We start from the raw sequence: 16,439 nt of genomic DNA on the forward strand, positions 1-16,439 counted from the left end.
AATTACCAGTGCGGCATGCTTTTCAGGTCACCGCGAATACGCCAAGCACGATCAGCAGGAAGATGATCAGCACGATGCCGATGAGGATGCGGGCGCCGGTTGCGGCGGCTCCAGCCAGTGCCGGCATGCCGAGCAGGCTTGCCGCGGCCGCGATAATCAAAAGAATGATGATCCACCTGATCATGAGAGACACCTCGCAGCCGGCAGGTTTGAACACCTACAAACGCTTCTGCGAGGGCTTGGGTTCCCTGCGGTGGCTGGGCGGGTCGAGGACCCGGCTGTGATATGCAGCTACGGATGCAATATTGTCATAGTGTTGAATGAACGCTACCGTTGTGTCGATTTGACGTCCGGGAATGGATATTTCGCTGGTAAGCAATCTTGGATCCCTTTTTTCGTCTTACCCAAGATCTTCACCGCACCGAGACCGTAAGCTGACGACGTGTTTGGCGGGCCGGCGATAGAGTTTTCCAATGACTGAGCGTTGGGACACGATCATTATTGGTGGCGGCCAGGCGGGGCTCGCCATGAGTTACTATCTTCACCAACATGAACGTGAGCATGTCGTGTTGGAACGCGCGCGTATTGCCGGACGCTGGCGGACTGAGCGTTGGGATTCGCTTCGGTTTCAATTCATCAACCAGGCAATAGAGCTTCCTGGGGTTTCTTATCAGGACCCTGAACCGGAAGGATTCGCCCACCACACCGCCATCACGCGGTTCATCGAGCACTATGCCGCAAAAATTGCAGCTCCGGTTCGCGAGGGTGTGGAGGTCACGAAGCTCCGACACAGGGATACCGGCGATTATGCGTTGGAGACAAACGCCGGCAGCATGACGGCCCGCAATGTCGTTGTGGCGACGGGCCCTTTCCAGCGTTCGATGGTACCGGCGGCGGCCAAGGATTTGCCTCGATCCGTTTACCAGGTTCACGCTTCGAGGTACCGCAACCCCGACGAGCTTTCCCCCGGAGTGGTGCTGGTGGTGGGCAGTGGTGCATCCGGTAGCCAGATTGCGGATGAACTCCAGCAATCCGGGCGCGATGTCTATCTTTCGGTCAGTCCGCATCGTCGGGTGCCGCGGCGCTATCGCGGCCAGGATGTCTTGTGGTGGTTCGACAAAATGGGACGTTTCGAGATCACTATCGATAGTTTCCCGGAGCGGCGGTATCCCCCCTCGACCGTCGTAACCGGTGTCAACGGCGGTTACGATATGAACGTCCGCCGTTTTGCACGCGATGGTGGAGTGGTGCTGGGACGTGTACTCGGATGCGCCGATGGAAAACTGTTGGTGGCCGGGGATGCCTCGCAGATATTGGCTGAAGCCGATAGGTCCTATGACGATTTTGTCTCCGCGGCAGAGGCGCTGGCAGAGAAACCTGAAGTCGCGGACCACATCAGCGATGGCAATGAACGCTCAGCAACGCCAATCCTGGCGGAAGTCGGCGGCGCCCGGTCAGTGGATATCTCCGGTGAGAACGTCGGCTCGGTCATCTGGGGAACGGGATATCGCTTCGACTATAACTGGATCGATTTACCAATTTTCGATTCGCGCAACGCACCTATTCAACAGCGTGGCGTGACAGCCTTTCCCGGCCTGTACTTTCTTGGCCTTCATTGGATGCATACCTTCGGCTCCGGCCTTCTTTCATATGTGGGCCGCGACGCCGCCCATATAGCCAGGCATATGGAAGCTTTGCAGCCGCCTTCGCCGTCAGGCCAGCCGCCGCGCTAAACCTCTGGCACGTCCCAGACTTCGCCCGGCTGCAAGGCACGGAAACGATCCCGCGGTAGACCGGCGGCTCCAAGCGCTTCGCCGAGCTTTCTGGCCGGCTCGTCGATCGGCTCGTTGGTGAGCCGGAATGTGCCCCAGTGGCAGCCGGCGGCATAGCCAGCGTTGCACAAAAGCATGCCTTGCACCGCCTCCTCCGGATCCTGGTGATGCGGCGCCATGAACCAGCGCGGCTCGTAGGCGCCGATCGGCAGGATGGCGAGGCGGAAGCCGCCATGCTTTTCAGCCATCAGCCGGTAGTTGATACCGCCGTGGAAGCCGGTATCGCCGGCAAAATAGATCTTTGCACTTGGCGTTTCGACGACGAAACCCGCCCACAGCGCCATGCGCCGGTCGCGGGTGCCGCGGGCCGACCAGTGGTGCACCGGCTCGACATAGACGGCAACCCCATTGCCGATATCGACCCGATCGCCCCAGTCATGCGCGGAAAGCCGCATACCGGGAACGGCAGCGCCGATGATGGCGTCGTTGCCGAGCGGCGTCAGCAGCAGCGGGTCGTGCCTTGCCTTCAGGCGCTTCAGCGTGGCGAGGTCGAGATGGTCGTAATGGTTGTGGCTGATCAGCACGAGGTCGATCGGCGGCAGATGGGAAAAGGCGATGCCCGGCGGATTGACGCGTTTCGGCCCGGCGAACGAGATTGGCGAGACACGCCGCGACCAGACCGGATCGGTAAGGATGTTCAGGCCGGCTGTCTGGACGAGCAGCGAGGAATGGCCGACCATGGTGAGGCGGAGCGCTGCACCATCGATCCGCTCGACCGGTCTTGCCGGTGGAAACGGACTCGGATTCGCCGCTGGCCATTTCGAGCGCTCGCCGCTCAATTGCCATTTCAACAGATCGGCAAAGCGACCCGGCGGCCGGCCGTCGGGATTGAAGAACAAGGTGCCGTCGAAATGATCGCTGGGCGGGCCGCTGTAATAGCGGTTGGCGGCTCTCTTTCTCGCGGCCAAGAAATCGGCTCCCTGCAGTTTGCTGATTGCCAAGAGATAATGCCGGAGCCAGCTGGCGCAAGCATTTGAGGTGAACGTCAAGGATTTGGAGCCGGCGCGCCGTATCGCACCGACCCGGAGGTATCAGCCAGGCAATGTGCATTTTGCGATAAATTTGCAACATTAGCGGCGCAAACCGTATTTTAACCATATCGGGTTGAAATTTCGCCACCTTCTCCATCTTGGTGAGAGGGACATTGCGCGGACGGCACCCCCCAGCCGGATCCGACGGAGGTTGAAGAATGAGATTTTCGAAAACCGGCCTGCTGGCCGTATCGCTGGCCGCGCTCGTTGCGAGCGGCTGTTCAACCTCGCGGTTCTCATCAATGGACGAGCAGCAGCCGGCGCCGCTGGAAGCTGCGCCCGCCGGCAAGGTGACTGCAAACCAGCTGCCGCCCCCGGCGACACCCGGCCCGGCCGATCCGTCGAAATTTCCAACCGCGCCGCAGAACACCCAGGTCGCCTCGTTGCCGCCCGACGGGACGGCGCCGGCCGGCGCGGCCGACCTGACCGCCTCCAGCGTCGCCGGCGTGTGGAAGGCAAGCGTGTCCGGCCAGAGCTGTCAGGTGGCGACGCCGCAGACCAAATTCGGCTCGGGCTATCGCGCCGGACCGCTGCATTGCCCGGCGCCGCTCGACGGCATCAAATCCTGGAACGTCGCCGGCAAACAGCTGACGCTCTTTGACGAGAACGGCGGCACGCTGGCACGGCTGTATTCCTCGGGCGGCGAGAAATTCGACGGCCAGACTTCCAACGGCCTGCCGATCTCGCTTACAAGGTAATCGAACCGCCCCTATTGTTACGCAATTCCGGACGGAAAACCGTTATACACTTTCCTGGAATTGCCCTCTTTTGTTTTTTACGCAATTCCGGACAGAAAACCGCTACACACTTTTCTTGGAATTGCTCCGGAACGACGTGACCGATGCATCTGCGTGACGGCCTCCAGACCCATGCGACCGTCAAGCAGCGCTACGACCATCTGGTCGAGACGGGCGCCATCGGGCGCGACCCGGCGCAGGAGCGGATCGCCGCTGCGCTCGACCGGCTGATCGACGAAATATCGGCAAAGCGGCTGGCGCATAAATCAAGCGCACTTGGGTGGCTGTTCGCCCGCAAGCGCGAAGTGCACGAGGCAGTCAAGGGCCTCTACATCCATGGCGGCGTCGGCCGCGGCAAAACCATGCTGATGGATATGTTCTTCGAGCTGCTGCCGGTGCGGCGCAAGCGCCGCGTGCATTTCAACGATTTCATGGCCGACGTGCAGGATCGCATCCAGAAGCACCGGCAGGCTCGCAAGAACGGCACGGCCAAGGAGGACGATCCGATCCCACCGGTGGCGCGCGCGCTGGCCGAGGAAGCCTGGGTGCTGTGCTTCGACGAGTTTTCGGTCACCGACATCGCCGATGCGATGATCCTGTCCAGGTTGTTTTCGGCGTTGTTTGCCAATGGCGTGGTGCTGGTCGCCACTTCCAATGTCGCGCCGCAGGAGCTCTACCCTGACGGCCTGAACCGTCAGTTGTTCTTGCCGTTTGTTGCTATCTTGGAGCGCCACGCGCAGGTGCTGGCGCTGGACGCCGACAAGGATTACCGCCTCGACAAGCTCAGCCGCATGCCGGTCTACGTCACCCCGGCCGATGCCGCCGCCGACCATGCGCTCGACGACGCCTGGGCGGTGATGACGCATGGCAGGCCGACGGCCGAGACGATGCTGATGGTGAAGGGCCGGCATGTCGTAGTGCCGCGTGCTGCCGGCGAGGCGGCGCGGTTTTCCTTCGCTGATCTCTGCGAGAGGCCGCTCGGCGCCCGTGACTATCTTGCCATCGCCGGCCGTTTCTCGACCATCTTCATCGACCATGTGCCGGTGCTCGGCGAAGGCAAGCGCAACGAAGCCAAGCGCTTCATCCTGCTGGTTGATACGCTCTACGATCATCATGTGCGGCTGGTGATGAGCGCCGCAGCACCGCCGCCGCAGCTCTATACGGCCAAGCGCGGCAACGAGGTCTTCGAGTTCGAGCGCACCGCATCGCGGCTGATCGAGATGCAGAGCCACGACTGGCTGGAGGATTGGGTGGAAAGGCAGAAGGCGCGGGGATCATCGACAGAGGCGCGGCAGGCTTAGGGCTAGGAGCCCGATGCCCAGCAGGCTGATCTGCAGCGCTCCTTCACACCTGTCCAGCCATCGTTAAAAGGGTCCGTCCCGCCGCGTCTATAATCGATAAACATACATCACAGAATCCTCCGCCGGCCCATGCGGCACCTTTCGCGACTCGTAAAGTGCGCGAGCAGCAACATTGTCCGGCTCGGTGCCGACCCAGGCCTCCTCACAACCATGCTCGCGACCGAGTGCGAACATGGCGTCGAGCATCCTCGTCGCAATGCCCTGGCGTTGAAAGGCCGGCGCCACGCCGACCTCGTCTATGTAGAGTTCGCTCACCTTGTCCGGGTGCCGGTGGACGATCGCGGCGCATTGGCCGATAACGACGCCGTCGGCGAGGGCCACGATCATGAAATGGCCGGGCGCCGCGAGATAGGCAGAGAGTCGATCCGGCCTGACCGGCTCATCGAAAACCTCGTCGGCAACCCGCATCACAAGGGCGTCATCGCCCGGAAATAGCCTTCTGATTTCAGATGCCATTGTGTAGAATTCCTCTAGCCGGCTTCAGAACTTTTACGTTTACGTAAGTCCCATTGTTTCTAACCGATTGAAATTACTCACTCCAAAATAATCGTTTGAATTTTTGCACGGCCGGGGCTATTGCGTGCGGCGAATTTCGCGGTTCCGCAGCATTCCGGCCTCTTCCTCCGACGCCGTCATCAAATCGTCAAGGATTTGGGCGCCGTCATAGTCAAAGGGAAAACATCCTGACATGGCACGCAACAAGATAGCGCTCATCGGCTCGGGCATGATCGGCGGCACCCTCGCCCACATGGTCGGCCTCAAGGATCTCGGCGACGTCGTGCTGTTCGATATCGCCGAAGGCATCCCGCAAGGCAAGGGGCTGGACATCGCGCAGTCGTCGCCGGTCGATGGGTTCGACTCCAGGCTGACCGGCGTCAACGACTATGCCGGCATCGAGGGCGCCGACGTCTGCATCGTCACCGCCGGCGTGCCGCGCAAGCCCGGCATGAGCCGCGACGATCTTCTGGGCATCAATCTGAAGGTGATGGAGCAGGTCGGCGCCGGCCTCAAGAAATACGCGCCGAAGGCCTTCGTCATCTGCATCACCAATCCGCTCGACGCCATGGTCTGGGCGCTGCAGAAGTTTTCCGGCCTGCCGAAGAGCCATGTCGTCGGCATGGCCGGCGTGCTCGACAGTTCGCGCTTCCGTTATTTCCTGGCCGAGGAATTCAAGGTCTCGGTCGAGGATGTCACCGCCTTCGTGCTCGGTGGCCACGGCGATTCCATGGTGCCGATGATCCGCTATTCCACCGTTGCCGGCATCCCGCTGCCCGACCTCATCAAGATGGGCTGGACCTCGAAGGAGCGGCTCGACCAGATCGTGCAGCGCACCCGCGACGGCGGCGCCGAGATCGTCGGCCTGCTCAAGACCGGTTCGGCCTTCTACGCGCCCGCCGCCTCGGCCATCGCCATGGCCGAAGCCTATCTCAAGGACAAGAAGCGGGTGCTGCCCTGTGCTGCCTTTCTTTCCGGCCAATATGGCGTCAAGAACACCTATGTCGGCGTTCCCGTGGTGATCGGCGCCGGCGGCGTCGAGCGTATCATCGAGATCGAACTGGCGAAAAGCGAACAGAAGATGTTCGACAGTTCGGTCGCCGCGGTGCAGGGTCTGTGCGACGCCTGCGTCAAGATCGCTCCGCATCTCGCGGCCAAATAAGCCGGCAACCAAGCCCGCCAAACAAGCTGGAGACATAGCGCATGAACATCCATGAGTATCAGGGCAAGGCGCTGCTGAAAGGTTTTGGCGCACCGGTGGCCGAGGGCGTGCCGGTGTTCAAGGCGAGCGAGGCGGAAGCCGCCGCCAAGGCGCTGCCCGGCCCGCTCTATGTGGTCAAGAGCCAGATCCATGCCGGCGGCCGCGGCAAGGGCAAGTTCAAGGAGCTCGGCGCCGATGCGAAGGGCGGCGTCAGGCTGGCGAAGTCGGTGGCCGAGGTCGTCGCCAACGCCAAGGAGATGCTCGGCCATACGCTGGTCACCAAGCAGACCGGCCCGGCCGGCAAGCAGGTCAACCGGCTCTACATCGAGGACGGCGCTGACATCGAGCGCGAGCTCTATCTGTCGATCCTGGTCGACCGCTCGGTCGGGCGCGTCGCCTTCGTCGTCTCGACCGAGGGCGGCATGGACATCGAGGCGGTCGCCCACGACACGCCGGAAAAGATCATCACCGTCGCCATCGACCCGGAAAAGGGCGTGACGGCCGACGATGTGAACACGCTCAACGCCGCACTGAGGCTCGACGGCGACGCCGCCAAAGATGGTGGCACGCTGTTTCCGATCCTCTACAAGGCATTTGTCGAGAAGGACATGAGCCTGCTCGAGATCAACCCGCTGATCGTCATGAAGAGCGGCCGGCTGCGCGTGCTCGACGCAAAAGTGTCGTTCGACAACAATGCGCTGTTCCGCCACCCGGACGTGCTCGAATTGCGCGACACCACCGAAGAGGATGAGAAGGAGATCGAGGCGTCGAAATACGACCTCGCCTATGTCGCGCTCGACGGTAATATCGGTTGCATGGTCAACGGCGCCGGCCTTGCCATGGCGACGATGGATATCATCAAGCTCTACGGCGCCGAGCCGGCCAACTTCCTCGATGTCGGCGGCGGCGCGTCTAAGGAAAAAGTGACGGCGGCGTTCAAGATCATCACCAAGGATCCGGCGGTCAAAGGCATTCTGATCAACATCTTCGGCGGCATCATGAAGTGCGACATCATCGCCGAGGGCGTCATCGCCGCAGTCAAGGAGGTCGGCCTGCAAGTGCCGCTGGTTGTGCGGCTGGAAGGGACCAATGCCGAGCTCGGCAAAAAGATCATCAACGACAGCGGGCTGAACGTGGTGTCGGCCGATGACCTCGATGATGCAGCCAAGAAGATTGTCGCGGCGGTGAAGGGCTGAGTCTGTGCCTCCGCACAAGATAAACCTCGTCGAGGCGGCGGATACGAAGATCAAGAAGGTCTTCGATCCGCATATTGCCGGCGACGTCAACGATTCCCAGGTCAAGATCGCCAAGTTCGGCGACGTCTTCGATTGGCACGCGCACGACAATGAAGACGAGGCCTTCCTGGTGCTGCGCGGCCGCATCGCCATCGATTTCCGCGACGGCACGGTGGAGCTTTCCAGCGGCGAGTTCATCGTCGTGCCGCGCGCCGTCGAGCACCGGCCGCGCTCGCTGAGCGAAGAACCTGTGGTGCTGATGTTCGAGCCGGCGACGACGCTCAACACCGGCAACGCCAAGAGCGACCTGACCGTCGCCGAGCTGAAGCGGTTGTGACGATGAGCGCGCGGCCTTCCCCGATCAACGGTTTTTGAAAAGGACCACCATGTCCATTCTCGTCGACAAGAACACCAAGGTGCTGGTGCAGGGCCTGACCGGCAAGACCGGCACGTTCCACACCGAACAGGCGCTGGCCTATCACGGCACGAAAATGGTCGGCGGCATCCATCCCAAGAAGGGCGGCGAGATCTGGACCGGCGCCAAGGGCGAGGCACTGCCGATCTTCGCCACCGTAGCCGAAGGCAAGGCGAAGACCGGCGCCAACGCTTCGGTCGTCTACGTGCCGCCGGCGGGTGCCGCCGAAGCGATCCTGGAAGCGATCGAGGCCGAGATCCCGCTGATCGTCTGCATCACCGAGGGCATACCGGTGATGGACATGATCAAGGTCAAGGCGAGGCTCGACCGCTCGAAGTCGCGGCTGATCGGGCCGAACTGCCCCGGCGTGCTGACCCCCGACCAATGCAAGATCGGTATCATGCCCGGCAACATCTTCCGCAAGGGCTCGGTCGGCGTTGTTTCGCGCTCGGGAACGCTTACCTATGAGGCGGTGTTCCAGACCACCAATGTCGGTCTCGGCCAGACCACCGCCGTCGGCATTGGCGGCGATCCGGTCAAAGGCACGGAGTTCATCGACGTGCTGGAGATGTTCCTTGCCGACGATGAGACCAAGTCGATCATCATGATCGGTGAGATCGGCGGCTCGGCCGAGGAAGACGCCGCGCAGTTCCTCAAGGATGAGGCAAAGCGTGGCCGCAGCAAGCCGATGGCGGGCTTCATCGCCGGGCGCACGGCGCCGGCGGGCCGCACCATGGGCCATGCGGGCGCGGTCATCTCGGGCGGCAAGGGCGGCGCGGAAGACAAGATCGCGGCGATGGAATCGGCCGGCATCAAGGTATCGCCGTCGCCAGCACGGCTCGGTACGACGCTGGTCGAGGCGATCAAAGGATAAGTGAGTAGCGAGTAGTGAATAGCGAATAGGAAAAACAGAGTAACGGCGCGAACCAGGGAAATCCCTACTCGCTACTCTCTATTCGCTCTGAAAAGGAGACGGAGCAGGCGCTCCGCGGAAAAAAATGGCAAGACAAGATCAGGCCAACGACCAGTTTTCGCTTACCTCTTTCCTCTATGGCGGCAATGCCGATTATATCGACGCGCTTTATGCCGCTTATGAGGACGATCCCGCGTCGGTCGATCCCGAATGGCAGGACTTTTTCGCGGCGCTGAAGGACGACGCCGGCGACGTGCGCAAGAATGCCAAGGGCGCCTCATGGGCCAAGCCCTCCTGGCCGATGCAGGCCAATGGCGAGCTTGTCTCGGCGCTGGACGGCAATTGGGGCCTGGTCGAAAAGCACATCGAAAAGAAGGTCAAGGACCGAGCGGCCGGCAACGGCGCAGCCCTTTCCGACGCCGACGTGCATCAGGCGACGCGCGATTCCGTCCGCGCCATCATGATGATCCGCGCCTTTCGCATGCGCGGCCATCTGCATGCCAATCTCGATCCGCTCGGCATTGCCAAGCCGCTCGAGGATTATAACGAGCTGTCGCCGGAGAATTACGGCTTCACCGAAGCCGATTACGACCGGCCGATCTTCCTCGACAATGTGCTCGGGCTGGAATTCGGCACCATCCGGCAGATGCTCGACATCCTGACCCGGACCTATTGCTCGACGCTCGGCGTCGAATTCATGCATATTTCCGATCCCGAGGAGAAGGCCTGGATCCAGGCGCGCATCGAGGGCGCCGACAAGGAGATCTCCTTCACCGCCACCGGCAAGAAGGCGATCCTGCAAAAGCTGGTCGAGGCCGAAGGCTTCGAGCAGTTCATCGACGTCAAGTACAAGGGAACCAAGCGCTTCGGCCTCGATGGCGGCGAGTCGCTGATCCCGGCGCTGGAGCAGATCGTCAAGCGCGGCGGCCAGCTCGGCATGAAGGAGATCGTGCTCGGCATGGCGCATCGCGGCCGGCTGAACGTGTTGTCGCAGGTGATGGCCAAGCCGCACCGCGCCATTTTCCACGAGTTCAAGGGCGGCTCGGCCGCGCCCGACGAGGTCGAAGGCTCGGGCGACGTGAAGTACCATCTCGGTGCCTCATCCGACCGCGAGTTCGACGGCAACAAGGTGCATCTGTCGCTGACCGCCAACCCATCGCATCTGGAAATCGTCGATCCGGTGGTGATGGGCAAGGCGCGCGCCAAGCAGGATTATCTGTTTGGCCGCAGCCGCGAGGAGATCGTGCCGCTGGAAGAGCGCGCCAAGGTGCTGCCGCTGCTGCTGCATGGCGATGCCGCTTTTGCCGGCCAGGGCGTGATTGCCGAAATCCTTGGCTTGTCCGGCCTGCGCGGCCACCGCGTCGCCGGCACGCTGCATTTCATCATCAACAACCAGATCGGCTTCACCACCAACCCGCGCTTTTCGCGTTCGTCGCCCTATCCGTCCGACGTGGCCAAGATGATCGAGGCGCCGATCTTCCACGTCAATGGCGACGATCCGGAAGCCGTGGTCCATGCCACCAAGGTGGCGATCGAATTCCGCATGAAGTTCCACAAGCCTGTCGTGGTGGACATGTTCTGCTACCGCCGCTTCGGCCACAATGAGGGCGATGAGCCGGCCTTCACCCAGCCGATCATGTATCGCAAGATCCGCAACCAGAAGACGACCATGCAGATCTATGCCGACCGGCTGATCGCCGAAGGCCATATCAGCCAGGCCGAGCTCGAAAAGATGAAGGCCGACTGGCGGGCGCATCTCGAGCAGGAATTCGAGGTCGGCCAGCACTATAAGCCGAACAAGGCGGACTGGCTGGACGGCGCCTGGTCCGGCCTGCGCTCGGCCGACAACCAGGACGAACAGCGGCGCGGCAAGACCGCGGTACCGGTCAAGACGCTGAAGGAGATCGGCAAGAAGCTGACCGAGGTGCCGAAGGATTTCGAGGCACACAAGACGATCATCCGCTTCCTCGACAACCGCCGCCAGGCGATCGAATCGGGCGAAGGCATCGACTGGTCGACGGCCGAGGCGCTGGCCTTCGGCGCCATCCTGCTCGACGGCAATCCGATCCGGCTGTCCGGACAGGATTCGGAGCGCGGCACCTTCTCGCAGCGCCATTCCGTGCTCTACGACCAGCGCGACGAGACCCGCTACATCCCACTCAACAATCTGTCGGCGGCGCAGGCCGGGTTCGAGGTCATCAACTCGATGCTGTCGGAAGAGGCCGTGCTCGGCTTTGAATATGGCTACTCGCTGGCTGAGCCGAAGGCGCTAACGCTATGGGAAGCGCAGTTCGGCGACTTCGCCAATGGCGCCCAGGTGGTATTCGACCAGTTCATCTCGTCGGGCGAGCGCAAGTGGCTCAGAATGTCGGGCCTCGTCTGCCTGCTGCCGCACGGCTATGAAGGCCAGGGGCCGGAGCATTCGTCGGCCCGGCTCGAGCGCTTCCTGCAGCTTTGCGCGGAAGACAACATGCAGGTCGCCAACGTCACGACGCCGGCCAACTACTTCCACATCTTGCGCCGGCAATTGAAGCGGGACTTCCGCAAGCCGCTGATCCTGATGACGCCGAAGTCGCTGCTGCGCCACAAGCGGGCGGTGTCGACGCTGCCGGAAATGTCGGGCGAAAGCGCCTTTCACCGGCTGTTGTGGGACGACGCCCAGCTGCTGTCGGGCCAGGCCATCAAGCTCACCAAGGATTCGAAGATCCGCCGTGTCGTGCTCTGTTCGGGCAAGGTCTACTACGACCTCTACGAAGAGCGCGAGAAGCGCGGCATCAACGACATCTACCTGCTGCGCGTCGAGCAGCTCTATCCGTTCCCGGCCAAGGCGCTGATCACCGAACTGTCGCGCTTCCGCAATGCCGAGATGGTGTGGTGCCAGGAGGAGCCCAAGAACATGGGCGCCTGGTCGTTCATCGATCCGTATCTCGAATGGGTGCTGGCGCATATCGACGCCAAGCACCAGCGGGTGCGCTATACCGGCCGGCCGGCCGCCGCCTCGCCGGCGACCGGATTGATGTCGAAGCATCTCGCCCAGCTTGCCGCCTTGCTCGACGACGCGCTTGGTGAATAGAACAGAACTGGGCGGATAAAATAGAACCGAAAGAAACGGACAGGCACAATGGCAACCGAAATCCGCGTCCCGACACTTGGTGAATCCGTCACCGAGGCGACCATCGGCAAATGGTTCAAGAAGGTCGGCGACGCGATCGCCGCCGATGAGCCGCTGGTCGAACTCGAAACCGACAAGGTGACGGTGGAAGTGCCGGCCGCCGCCGCGGGCACGCTCAGCGAGATCGCCGTCAAGGAAGGCGAGACGGTTGGCGTCGGGGCGCTGCTCGGCACGATTTCGGCAGGCGCCGGCGCAGCAGCCAATGCTGCCGCCGCTCCGGCAGCGAAGCCGGACGCGGTGTCGCAGGCCTCGGCTCCGACCGCGGCCTCGAGCGTCCAGCAGGCCGCGGCCGAGACGGCCAAGATCGCCGGCGACGCCGGCGCGATTGAGACACGCACAATGCCGCCGGCGCCGTCGGCGGCAAAGCTGCTGGCCGAGCACAATCTTGCGGTCGACCAGGTCTCGGGCTCGGGCAAGCGCGGCCAGGTGCTGAAAGGCGACGTGCTCGACCTGATCGCCAGGGGCGCGCCGTCGCAGCCGGCCGAAATGCCAAAGGCAGCACCTGTGCCGGCACCTGTCGCCGCGCGCGCGCCGTCCTCGGCCGACGATGCGTCGCGCGAGGAGCGCGTGCGCATGACCAAGCTGCGCCAGACCATCGCGCGCCGCCTCAAGGAAGCGCAATCGACCGCCGCGATGCTGACCACCTTCAACGAGGTCGACATGAGCGCGGTGATGGCGCTGAGGAGCAAATACAAGGACGTGTTCGAGAAGAAGCACGGCGTGAAGCTCGGCTTCATGGGTTTCTTCACCAAGGCCGTCACCCATGCGCTGAAGGAGATCCCGTCCGTCAACGCCGAGATCGACGGCACCGACATCATCTTCAAGAACTACGCCCATATCGGCGTCGCCGTTGGTACCGAAAAAGGCCTTGTCGTGCCGGTCGTGCGCAATGCCGACCAGATGTCCATCGCCGAAATCGAGAAGGACATCGGCAGGCTCGGGCTTGCGGCGCGCGACGGCAAGCTATCGGTTGCGGATATGCAAGGCGGCACGTTTACGATTTCCAACGGTGGCGTTTACGGGTCGCTGATGTCGACGCCGATCCTCAATGCGCCGCAGTCGGGCATTTTGGGCATGCACAAGATCCAGGAGCGGCCGGTGGTGGTCGGCGGCCAGATCGTCATCCGGCCGATGATGTATCTGGCGCTGTCCTACGATCACCGCATCGTCGACGGCAAGGAAGCGGTGACGTTCCTGGTGCGGGTCAAGGAAAGCCTGGAGGATCCCGAGCGGCTGGTGCTCGACCTCTAGGGGCGGCCCGAGTGAGCCGGAGAATGGATCTGCGCCACCGGATTGGTTCCTCTCGTTTCCGGTCCGGTTTGTTTGTCACGATCTCCGCACTCGGCGTGCAGACGGTCTCCGCTGCGCTTGCCGCCTGCCCGCTCGAACTGGCCGTCTACGGCGACACTGAAAACGCAGCCGAGATCGATTTCAGGCCAACCGGCGAATCGGCCGCCGTCACCAACAGTTTCAAGATGGTGCTCGACAAGGGCGTCGTTCTCGACGGAATCGTCATGTGGACGGAGGGCGTGGCGCGGCCGCATGGCTCACTGATGTACAAATGCCCGGCCGGCGACGTCACCGGCGACGAGCTCGCCGCCTGCACTGTGTGGGAGGGGGTCATCTATACGGCCGACGACCAGGGCAATATCGCGTTGCTGCCGGGCGAAGGAAAGGATGCGCCGAAGAAGCTGATCCTGCCCGATCTGGGGGCGTCGTTGCAGATGTCGGCGGCCTATGGCGCCAACGGCTTTTCCAAGGTGCCCTGGGACGTCTTTGCCCTGAAAGGATGTCAGGAATGAGCGGAAAAATCCTGCTGGTGACCGGCGGCAGCCGCGGCATTGGCGCCGCTACATGCAGGCTTGCCGCCGAGGCCGGCTACCGCGTTGCGGTCAATTACGCGTCGAATGCAAAAGCGGCCGAAACGGTGGTCGCCGACATCGAGGCCGGCGGCGGAGAAGCCTTTGCCCTCAAGGCCGATGTCGGCAGCGAGACGGATGTGCTGGCCATGTTCGAGGCGGTCGAAGACCGCTTCGGCGGGCTTGATGCGCTGGTCAACAATGCCGGTGTCGTCGACAGCCTGTCACGGGTCGACGAGATGTCGTTCGCGCGGCTCGAGCGCATGATGCGGATCAATGTGATTGGGCCGATGCTTTGCGCACGCGAAGCGGTGAAGCGCATGTCGACCAGAAATGGCGGCAAGGGCGGCGCCATCGTCAATTTGTCTTCGATCGCGGCAAGGCTTGGCGGGGCAGGTCAATATATCGACTACGCAGCCTCCAAGAACGCGATCAACGCCTTCACTGTCGGCCTGGCGCGGGAAGTGGCCGAGGAAGGCGTCCGTGTCAACGCGGTCAGCCCGGGCATCATCGACACGGAAATTCATGCCTCCGGCGGGCAGCCGGATCGCGCCGAGAAAATGGGCCGGGTGGTGCCGATGCAGCGCGCAGGCACTGCCGAGGAAGTCGCGGCCGCAATTCTCTGGCTGCTGTCGGACGAGGCCTCCTATACGACAGGCGCCAATCTGGAAGTCGGCGGCGGCCGCTAAAGCAAAGGGACAGTATCATGGCCTATGACGTCGTTATCATCGGATCGGGACCGGGCGGCTATGTCTGCGCCATCAAGGCGGCACAGCTCGGCCTGAAGACGGCGGTGGTCGAAAAGAACCCGACCTTCGGCGGTACCTGCCTCAACATCGGCTGCATCCCGTCAAAGGCGCTGCTGCATGCGTCCGAGATGTTTGCCGAGGCCGGCCATTCCTTCGACGCGCTCGGCGTCGAGATCGGCGCGCCCAAGCTCAATCTCGGCAAGATGATGGCACACAAGGATGCGACGGTGACGGCCAACGTCAATGGCGTCGCCTTCCTGTTCAAGAAGAACAAGATCGACAGTTTTCGTGGCACCGGCAAAGTAGTTGCGGCTGGCAAGGTGTCGGTGACCTCCGATGACGGCAAGGTCGAGGAGATTGAGACCAAGAACATCGTCATCGCCACCGGCTCCGACGTCGCCGGCATTCCCGGTGTCAAGGTCGATTTCGACGAGAAGGTGATCGTGTCGTCGACCGGCGCGCTGTCGCTGGACAAGGTGCCGGGCCATCTGGTGGTGGTCGGCGGCGGCGTCATCGGGCTGGAACTCGGCTCGGTATGGGCGCGGCTCGGCGCCAAGGTCACCGTGGTCGAGTTCCTCGACACCATCCTGGGCGGCATGGATGGCGAGGTCTCCAAGCAGTTCCAGCGCCTGCTGTCGAAGCAGGGCTTTGAGTTCAGGCTGGGCGCCAAGGTGACCGGCGTCGCCAAGGCCAAGAAGGGAGCGACGGTCACCTTCGAGCCAGTCAAAGGCGGGGCGGCCGAGACGATCGAGGCCGACGCCGTGCTGATCGCGACGGGACGACGGGCCTATTCGGACGCTCTCGGGCTTAAGGAGGCAGGCGTCGACGTCGACGAGCGCGGCTGGGTCAAGACCGACGGCGATCTCAGGACCAACGTCCCCGGTATCTACGCCATCGGCGATGTCATCGCCGGCCCGATGCTCGCCCACAAGGCCGAGGACGAGGGCGTGGCGGTGGCCGAAACCATTGCCGGCCAGGCCGGGCATGTGAACTATGACGTGATTCCGAGCGTCGTCTACACCACGCCGGAAATCGCTTCGGTCGGCAAGACCGAAGAAGAATTGAAGAAGGCCGGCGTCGACTACAAGGCGGGAAAATTCCCGTTCAGCGCCAATGGCCGGGCGCGCGCCATGCTGCACACCGACGGCTTTGTGAAAATCCTGGCCGACAAGGCCAGCGACCGCGTGCTCGGCGTCCACATCGTCGGCTTCGGCGCCGGCGAGATGATCCACGAGGCGGCGGTGCTGATGGAATTTGGCGGCTCGTCGGAAGACCTAGCCCGCACCTGTCACGCCCATCCGACAATGTCGGAGGCGGTCAAGGAGGCGGCATTGGCGACGTTCTTCAAGCCCATCCATATCTGAGCAAACGCGGTGAATCGCAAAGCTTAGAGATTGGCTGAAACATCCGCGATTCGTCATCCCAGGGCGGAGCAGGAG

The 16,439-nt window shown here is 62.6% G+C and carries 15 protein-coding genes; 12 read left to right on the forward strand and 3 right to left on the reverse strand.

Translation table 11 applies throughout. From position 1 onward, the window contains the following. Nucleotides 1-22 precede the first annotated feature (22 nt). Nucleotides 23-184 (reverse strand): DUF1328 family protein, encoded by a 162-nt coding sequence (locus tag NKH01_RS09595; RefSeq protein WP_031195454.1) that lies wholly within the window; start codon nt 182-184, stop codon nt 23-25. Nucleotides 185-473: 289 nt separating this feature from the next. On the opposite strand from NKH01_RS09595, the gene NKH01_RS09600 reads away from it, so the two are divergent. Beyond that, nucleotides 474-1,733, forward strand: a complete 1,260-nt coding sequence (locus NKH01_RS09600; protein WP_353020029.1) for a flavin-containing monooxygenase — start codon at nt 474-476, stop codon at nt 1,731-1,733. Here the strand turns inward: NKH01_RS09600 and NKH01_RS09605 are convergent. Then, nucleotides 1,730-2,740, reverse strand: a complete 1,011-nt coding sequence (locus tag NKH01_RS09605) for an MBL fold metallo-hydrolase (protein WP_353020030.1) — start codon at nt 2,738-2,740, stop codon at nt 1,730-1,732. The genes NKH01_RS09600 and NKH01_RS09605 overlap by 4 nt on opposite strands. A 281-nt stretch (nt 2,741-3,021) precedes the next feature. Between NKH01_RS09605 and NKH01_RS09610 the strand changes: the two genes are divergently transcribed. Next, on the forward strand, nt 3,022-3,561 hold the full coding sequence (locus NKH01_RS09610) for a protease inhibitor Inh/omp19 family protein (protein ID WP_023723103.1): 540 nt from the start codon (nt 3,022-3,024) through the stop codon (nt 3,559-3,561). 143 nt (nt 3,562-3,704) lie between these two features. Further along, the gene (zapE, locus tag NKH01_RS09615) at nt 3,705-4,901 is read left to right on the forward strand and encodes a cell division protein ZapE (protein WP_023723104.1); all 1,197 of its coding nucleotides are present in this window, start codon (nt 3,705-3,707) and stop codon (nt 4,899-4,901) included. 87 nt (nt 4,902-4,988) lie between these two features. Here zapE and NKH01_RS09620 read toward each other — a convergent pair whose 3' ends face one another. Continuing rightward, on the reverse strand, nt 4,989-5,417 hold the full coding sequence (locus NKH01_RS09620) for a GNAT family N-acetyltransferase (RefSeq protein WP_353020031.1): 429 nt from the start codon (nt 5,415-5,417) through the stop codon (nt 4,989-4,991). Between the two features lie 232 nt (nt 5,418-5,649). On the opposite strand from NKH01_RS09620, the gene mdh reads away from it, so the two are divergent. From mdh to lpdA, 9 genes are all read left to right on the forward strand, one after another. Next, complete coding sequence (gene mdh / locus NKH01_RS09625; RefSeq protein WP_023723107.1) at nt 5,650-6,618, forward strand: malate dehydrogenase; 969 nt, start codon at nt 5,650-5,652, stop codon at nt 6,616-6,618. A 41-nt stretch (nt 6,619-6,659) separates the two neighbouring features. Further along, the gene (gene sucC / locus NKH01_RS09630; protein WP_352859623.1) at nt 6,660-7,853 is read left to right on the forward strand and encodes an ADP-forming succinate--CoA ligase subunit beta; all 1,194 of its coding nucleotides are present in this window, start codon (nt 6,660-6,662) and stop codon (nt 7,851-7,853) included. 4 nt (nt 7,854-7,857) lie between these two features. After that, nucleotides 7,858-8,229, forward strand: coding sequence for a cupin domain-containing protein (locus tag NKH01_RS09635; RefSeq protein WP_023723110.1), 372 nt, complete (start codon nt 7,858-7,860; stop codon nt 8,227-8,229). 49 nt (nt 8,230-8,278) lie between these two features. Then, the gene (sucD, locus tag NKH01_RS09640; protein WP_352481051.1) at nt 8,279-9,181 is read left to right on the forward strand and encodes a succinate--CoA ligase subunit alpha; all 903 of its coding nucleotides are present in this window, start codon (nt 8,279-8,281) and stop codon (nt 9,179-9,181) included. Nucleotides 9,182-9,305: 124 nt separating this feature from the next. After that, a complete protein-coding gene (locus tag NKH01_RS09645; protein ID WP_352717863.1) occupies nt 9,306-12,293 on the forward strand; it encodes a 2-oxoglutarate dehydrogenase E1 component in 2,988 nt (995 codons plus the stop codon). 48 nt (nt 12,294-12,341) lie between these two features. After that, complete coding sequence (odhB, locus tag NKH01_RS09650) at nt 12,342-13,643, forward strand: 2-oxoglutarate dehydrogenase complex dihydrolipoyllysine-residue succinyltransferase (RefSeq protein WP_352548534.1); 1,302 nt, start codon at nt 12,342-12,344, stop codon at nt 13,641-13,643. Nucleotides 13,644-13,666: 23 nt separating this feature from the next. After that, entirely contained in the window at nt 13,667-14,194 is a 528-nt protein-coding gene (locus tag NKH01_RS09655) for a hypothetical protein (protein ID WP_352481048.1), read from the forward strand. Next, nucleotides 14,191-14,940, forward strand: a complete 750-nt coding sequence (locus NKH01_RS09660) for an SDR family oxidoreductase (protein ID WP_023722722.1) — start codon at nt 14,191-14,193, stop codon at nt 14,938-14,940. The genes NKH01_RS09655 and NKH01_RS09660 overlap by 4 nt, the downstream gene beginning before the upstream one ends. Nucleotides 14,941-14,957: 17 nt before the next feature. Then, nucleotides 14,958-16,364 carry a dihydrolipoyl dehydrogenase gene (gene lpdA, locus NKH01_RS09665; RefSeq protein ID WP_353020032.1) on the forward strand — a complete coding sequence of 469 codons (1,407 nt, stop codon included), beginning with the start codon at nt 14,958-14,960 and terminating at the stop codon, nt 16,362-16,364. Nucleotides 16,365-16,439 lie beyond the last annotated feature (75 nt).

The sequence above is a fragment of the Mesorhizobium sp. M1403 genome, from assembly GCF_040317695.1.
GTDB lineage: Bacteria > Pseudomonadota > Alphaproteobacteria > Rhizobiales > Rhizobiaceae > Mesorhizobium.

Excerpts from the sequence above, each read along its gene's own strand:
- NKH01_RS09595 (WP_031195454.1), bottom strand. The coding sequence starts at position 184 with ATGATCAGGTGGATCATCATTCTTTTGATTATCGCGGCCGCGGCAAGC.
- NKH01_RS09600 (WP_353020029.1), top strand. The coding sequence starts at position 474 with ATGACTGAGCGTTGGGACACGATCATTATTGGTGGCGGCCAGGCGGGG.
- NKH01_RS09610 (WP_023723103.1), top strand. The coding sequence starts at position 3,022 with ATGAGATTTTCGAAAACCGGCCTGCTGGCCGTATCGCTGGCCGCGCTC.
- zapE (WP_023723104.1), top strand. The coding sequence starts at position 3,705 with ATGCATCTGCGTGACGGCCTCCAGACCCATGCGACCGTCAAGCAGCGC.
- NKH01_RS09620 (WP_353020031.1), bottom strand. The coding sequence starts at position 5,417 with ATGGCATCTGAAATCAGAAGGCTATTTCCGGGCGATGACGCCCTTGTG.
- mdh (WP_023723107.1), top strand. The coding sequence starts at position 5,650 with ATGGCACGCAACAAGATAGCGCTCATCGGCTCGGGCATGATCGGCGGC.
- sucC (WP_352859623.1), top strand. The coding sequence starts at position 6,660 with ATGAACATCCATGAGTATCAGGGCAAGGCGCTGCTGAAAGGTTTTGGC.
- sucD (WP_352481051.1), top strand. The coding sequence starts at position 8,279 with ATGTCCATTCTCGTCGACAAGAACACCAAGGTGCTGGTGCAGGGCCTG.
- NKH01_RS09645 (WP_352717863.1), top strand. The coding sequence starts at position 9,306 with ATGGCAAGACAAGATCAGGCCAACGACCAGTTTTCGCTTACCTCTTTC.
- odhB (WP_352548534.1), top strand. The coding sequence starts at position 12,342 with ATGGCAACCGAAATCCGCGTCCCGACACTTGGTGAATCCGTCACCGAG.
- NKH01_RS09655 (WP_352481048.1), top strand. The coding sequence starts at position 13,667 with ATGGATCTGCGCCACCGGATTGGTTCCTCTCGTTTCCGGTCCGGTTTG.
- NKH01_RS09660 (WP_023722722.1), top strand. The coding sequence starts at position 14,191 with ATGAGCGGAAAAATCCTGCTGGTGACCGGCGGCAGCCGCGGCATTGGC.
- lpdA (WP_353020032.1), top strand. The coding sequence starts at position 14,958 with ATGGCCTATGACGTCGTTATCATCGGATCGGGACCGGGCGGCTATGTC.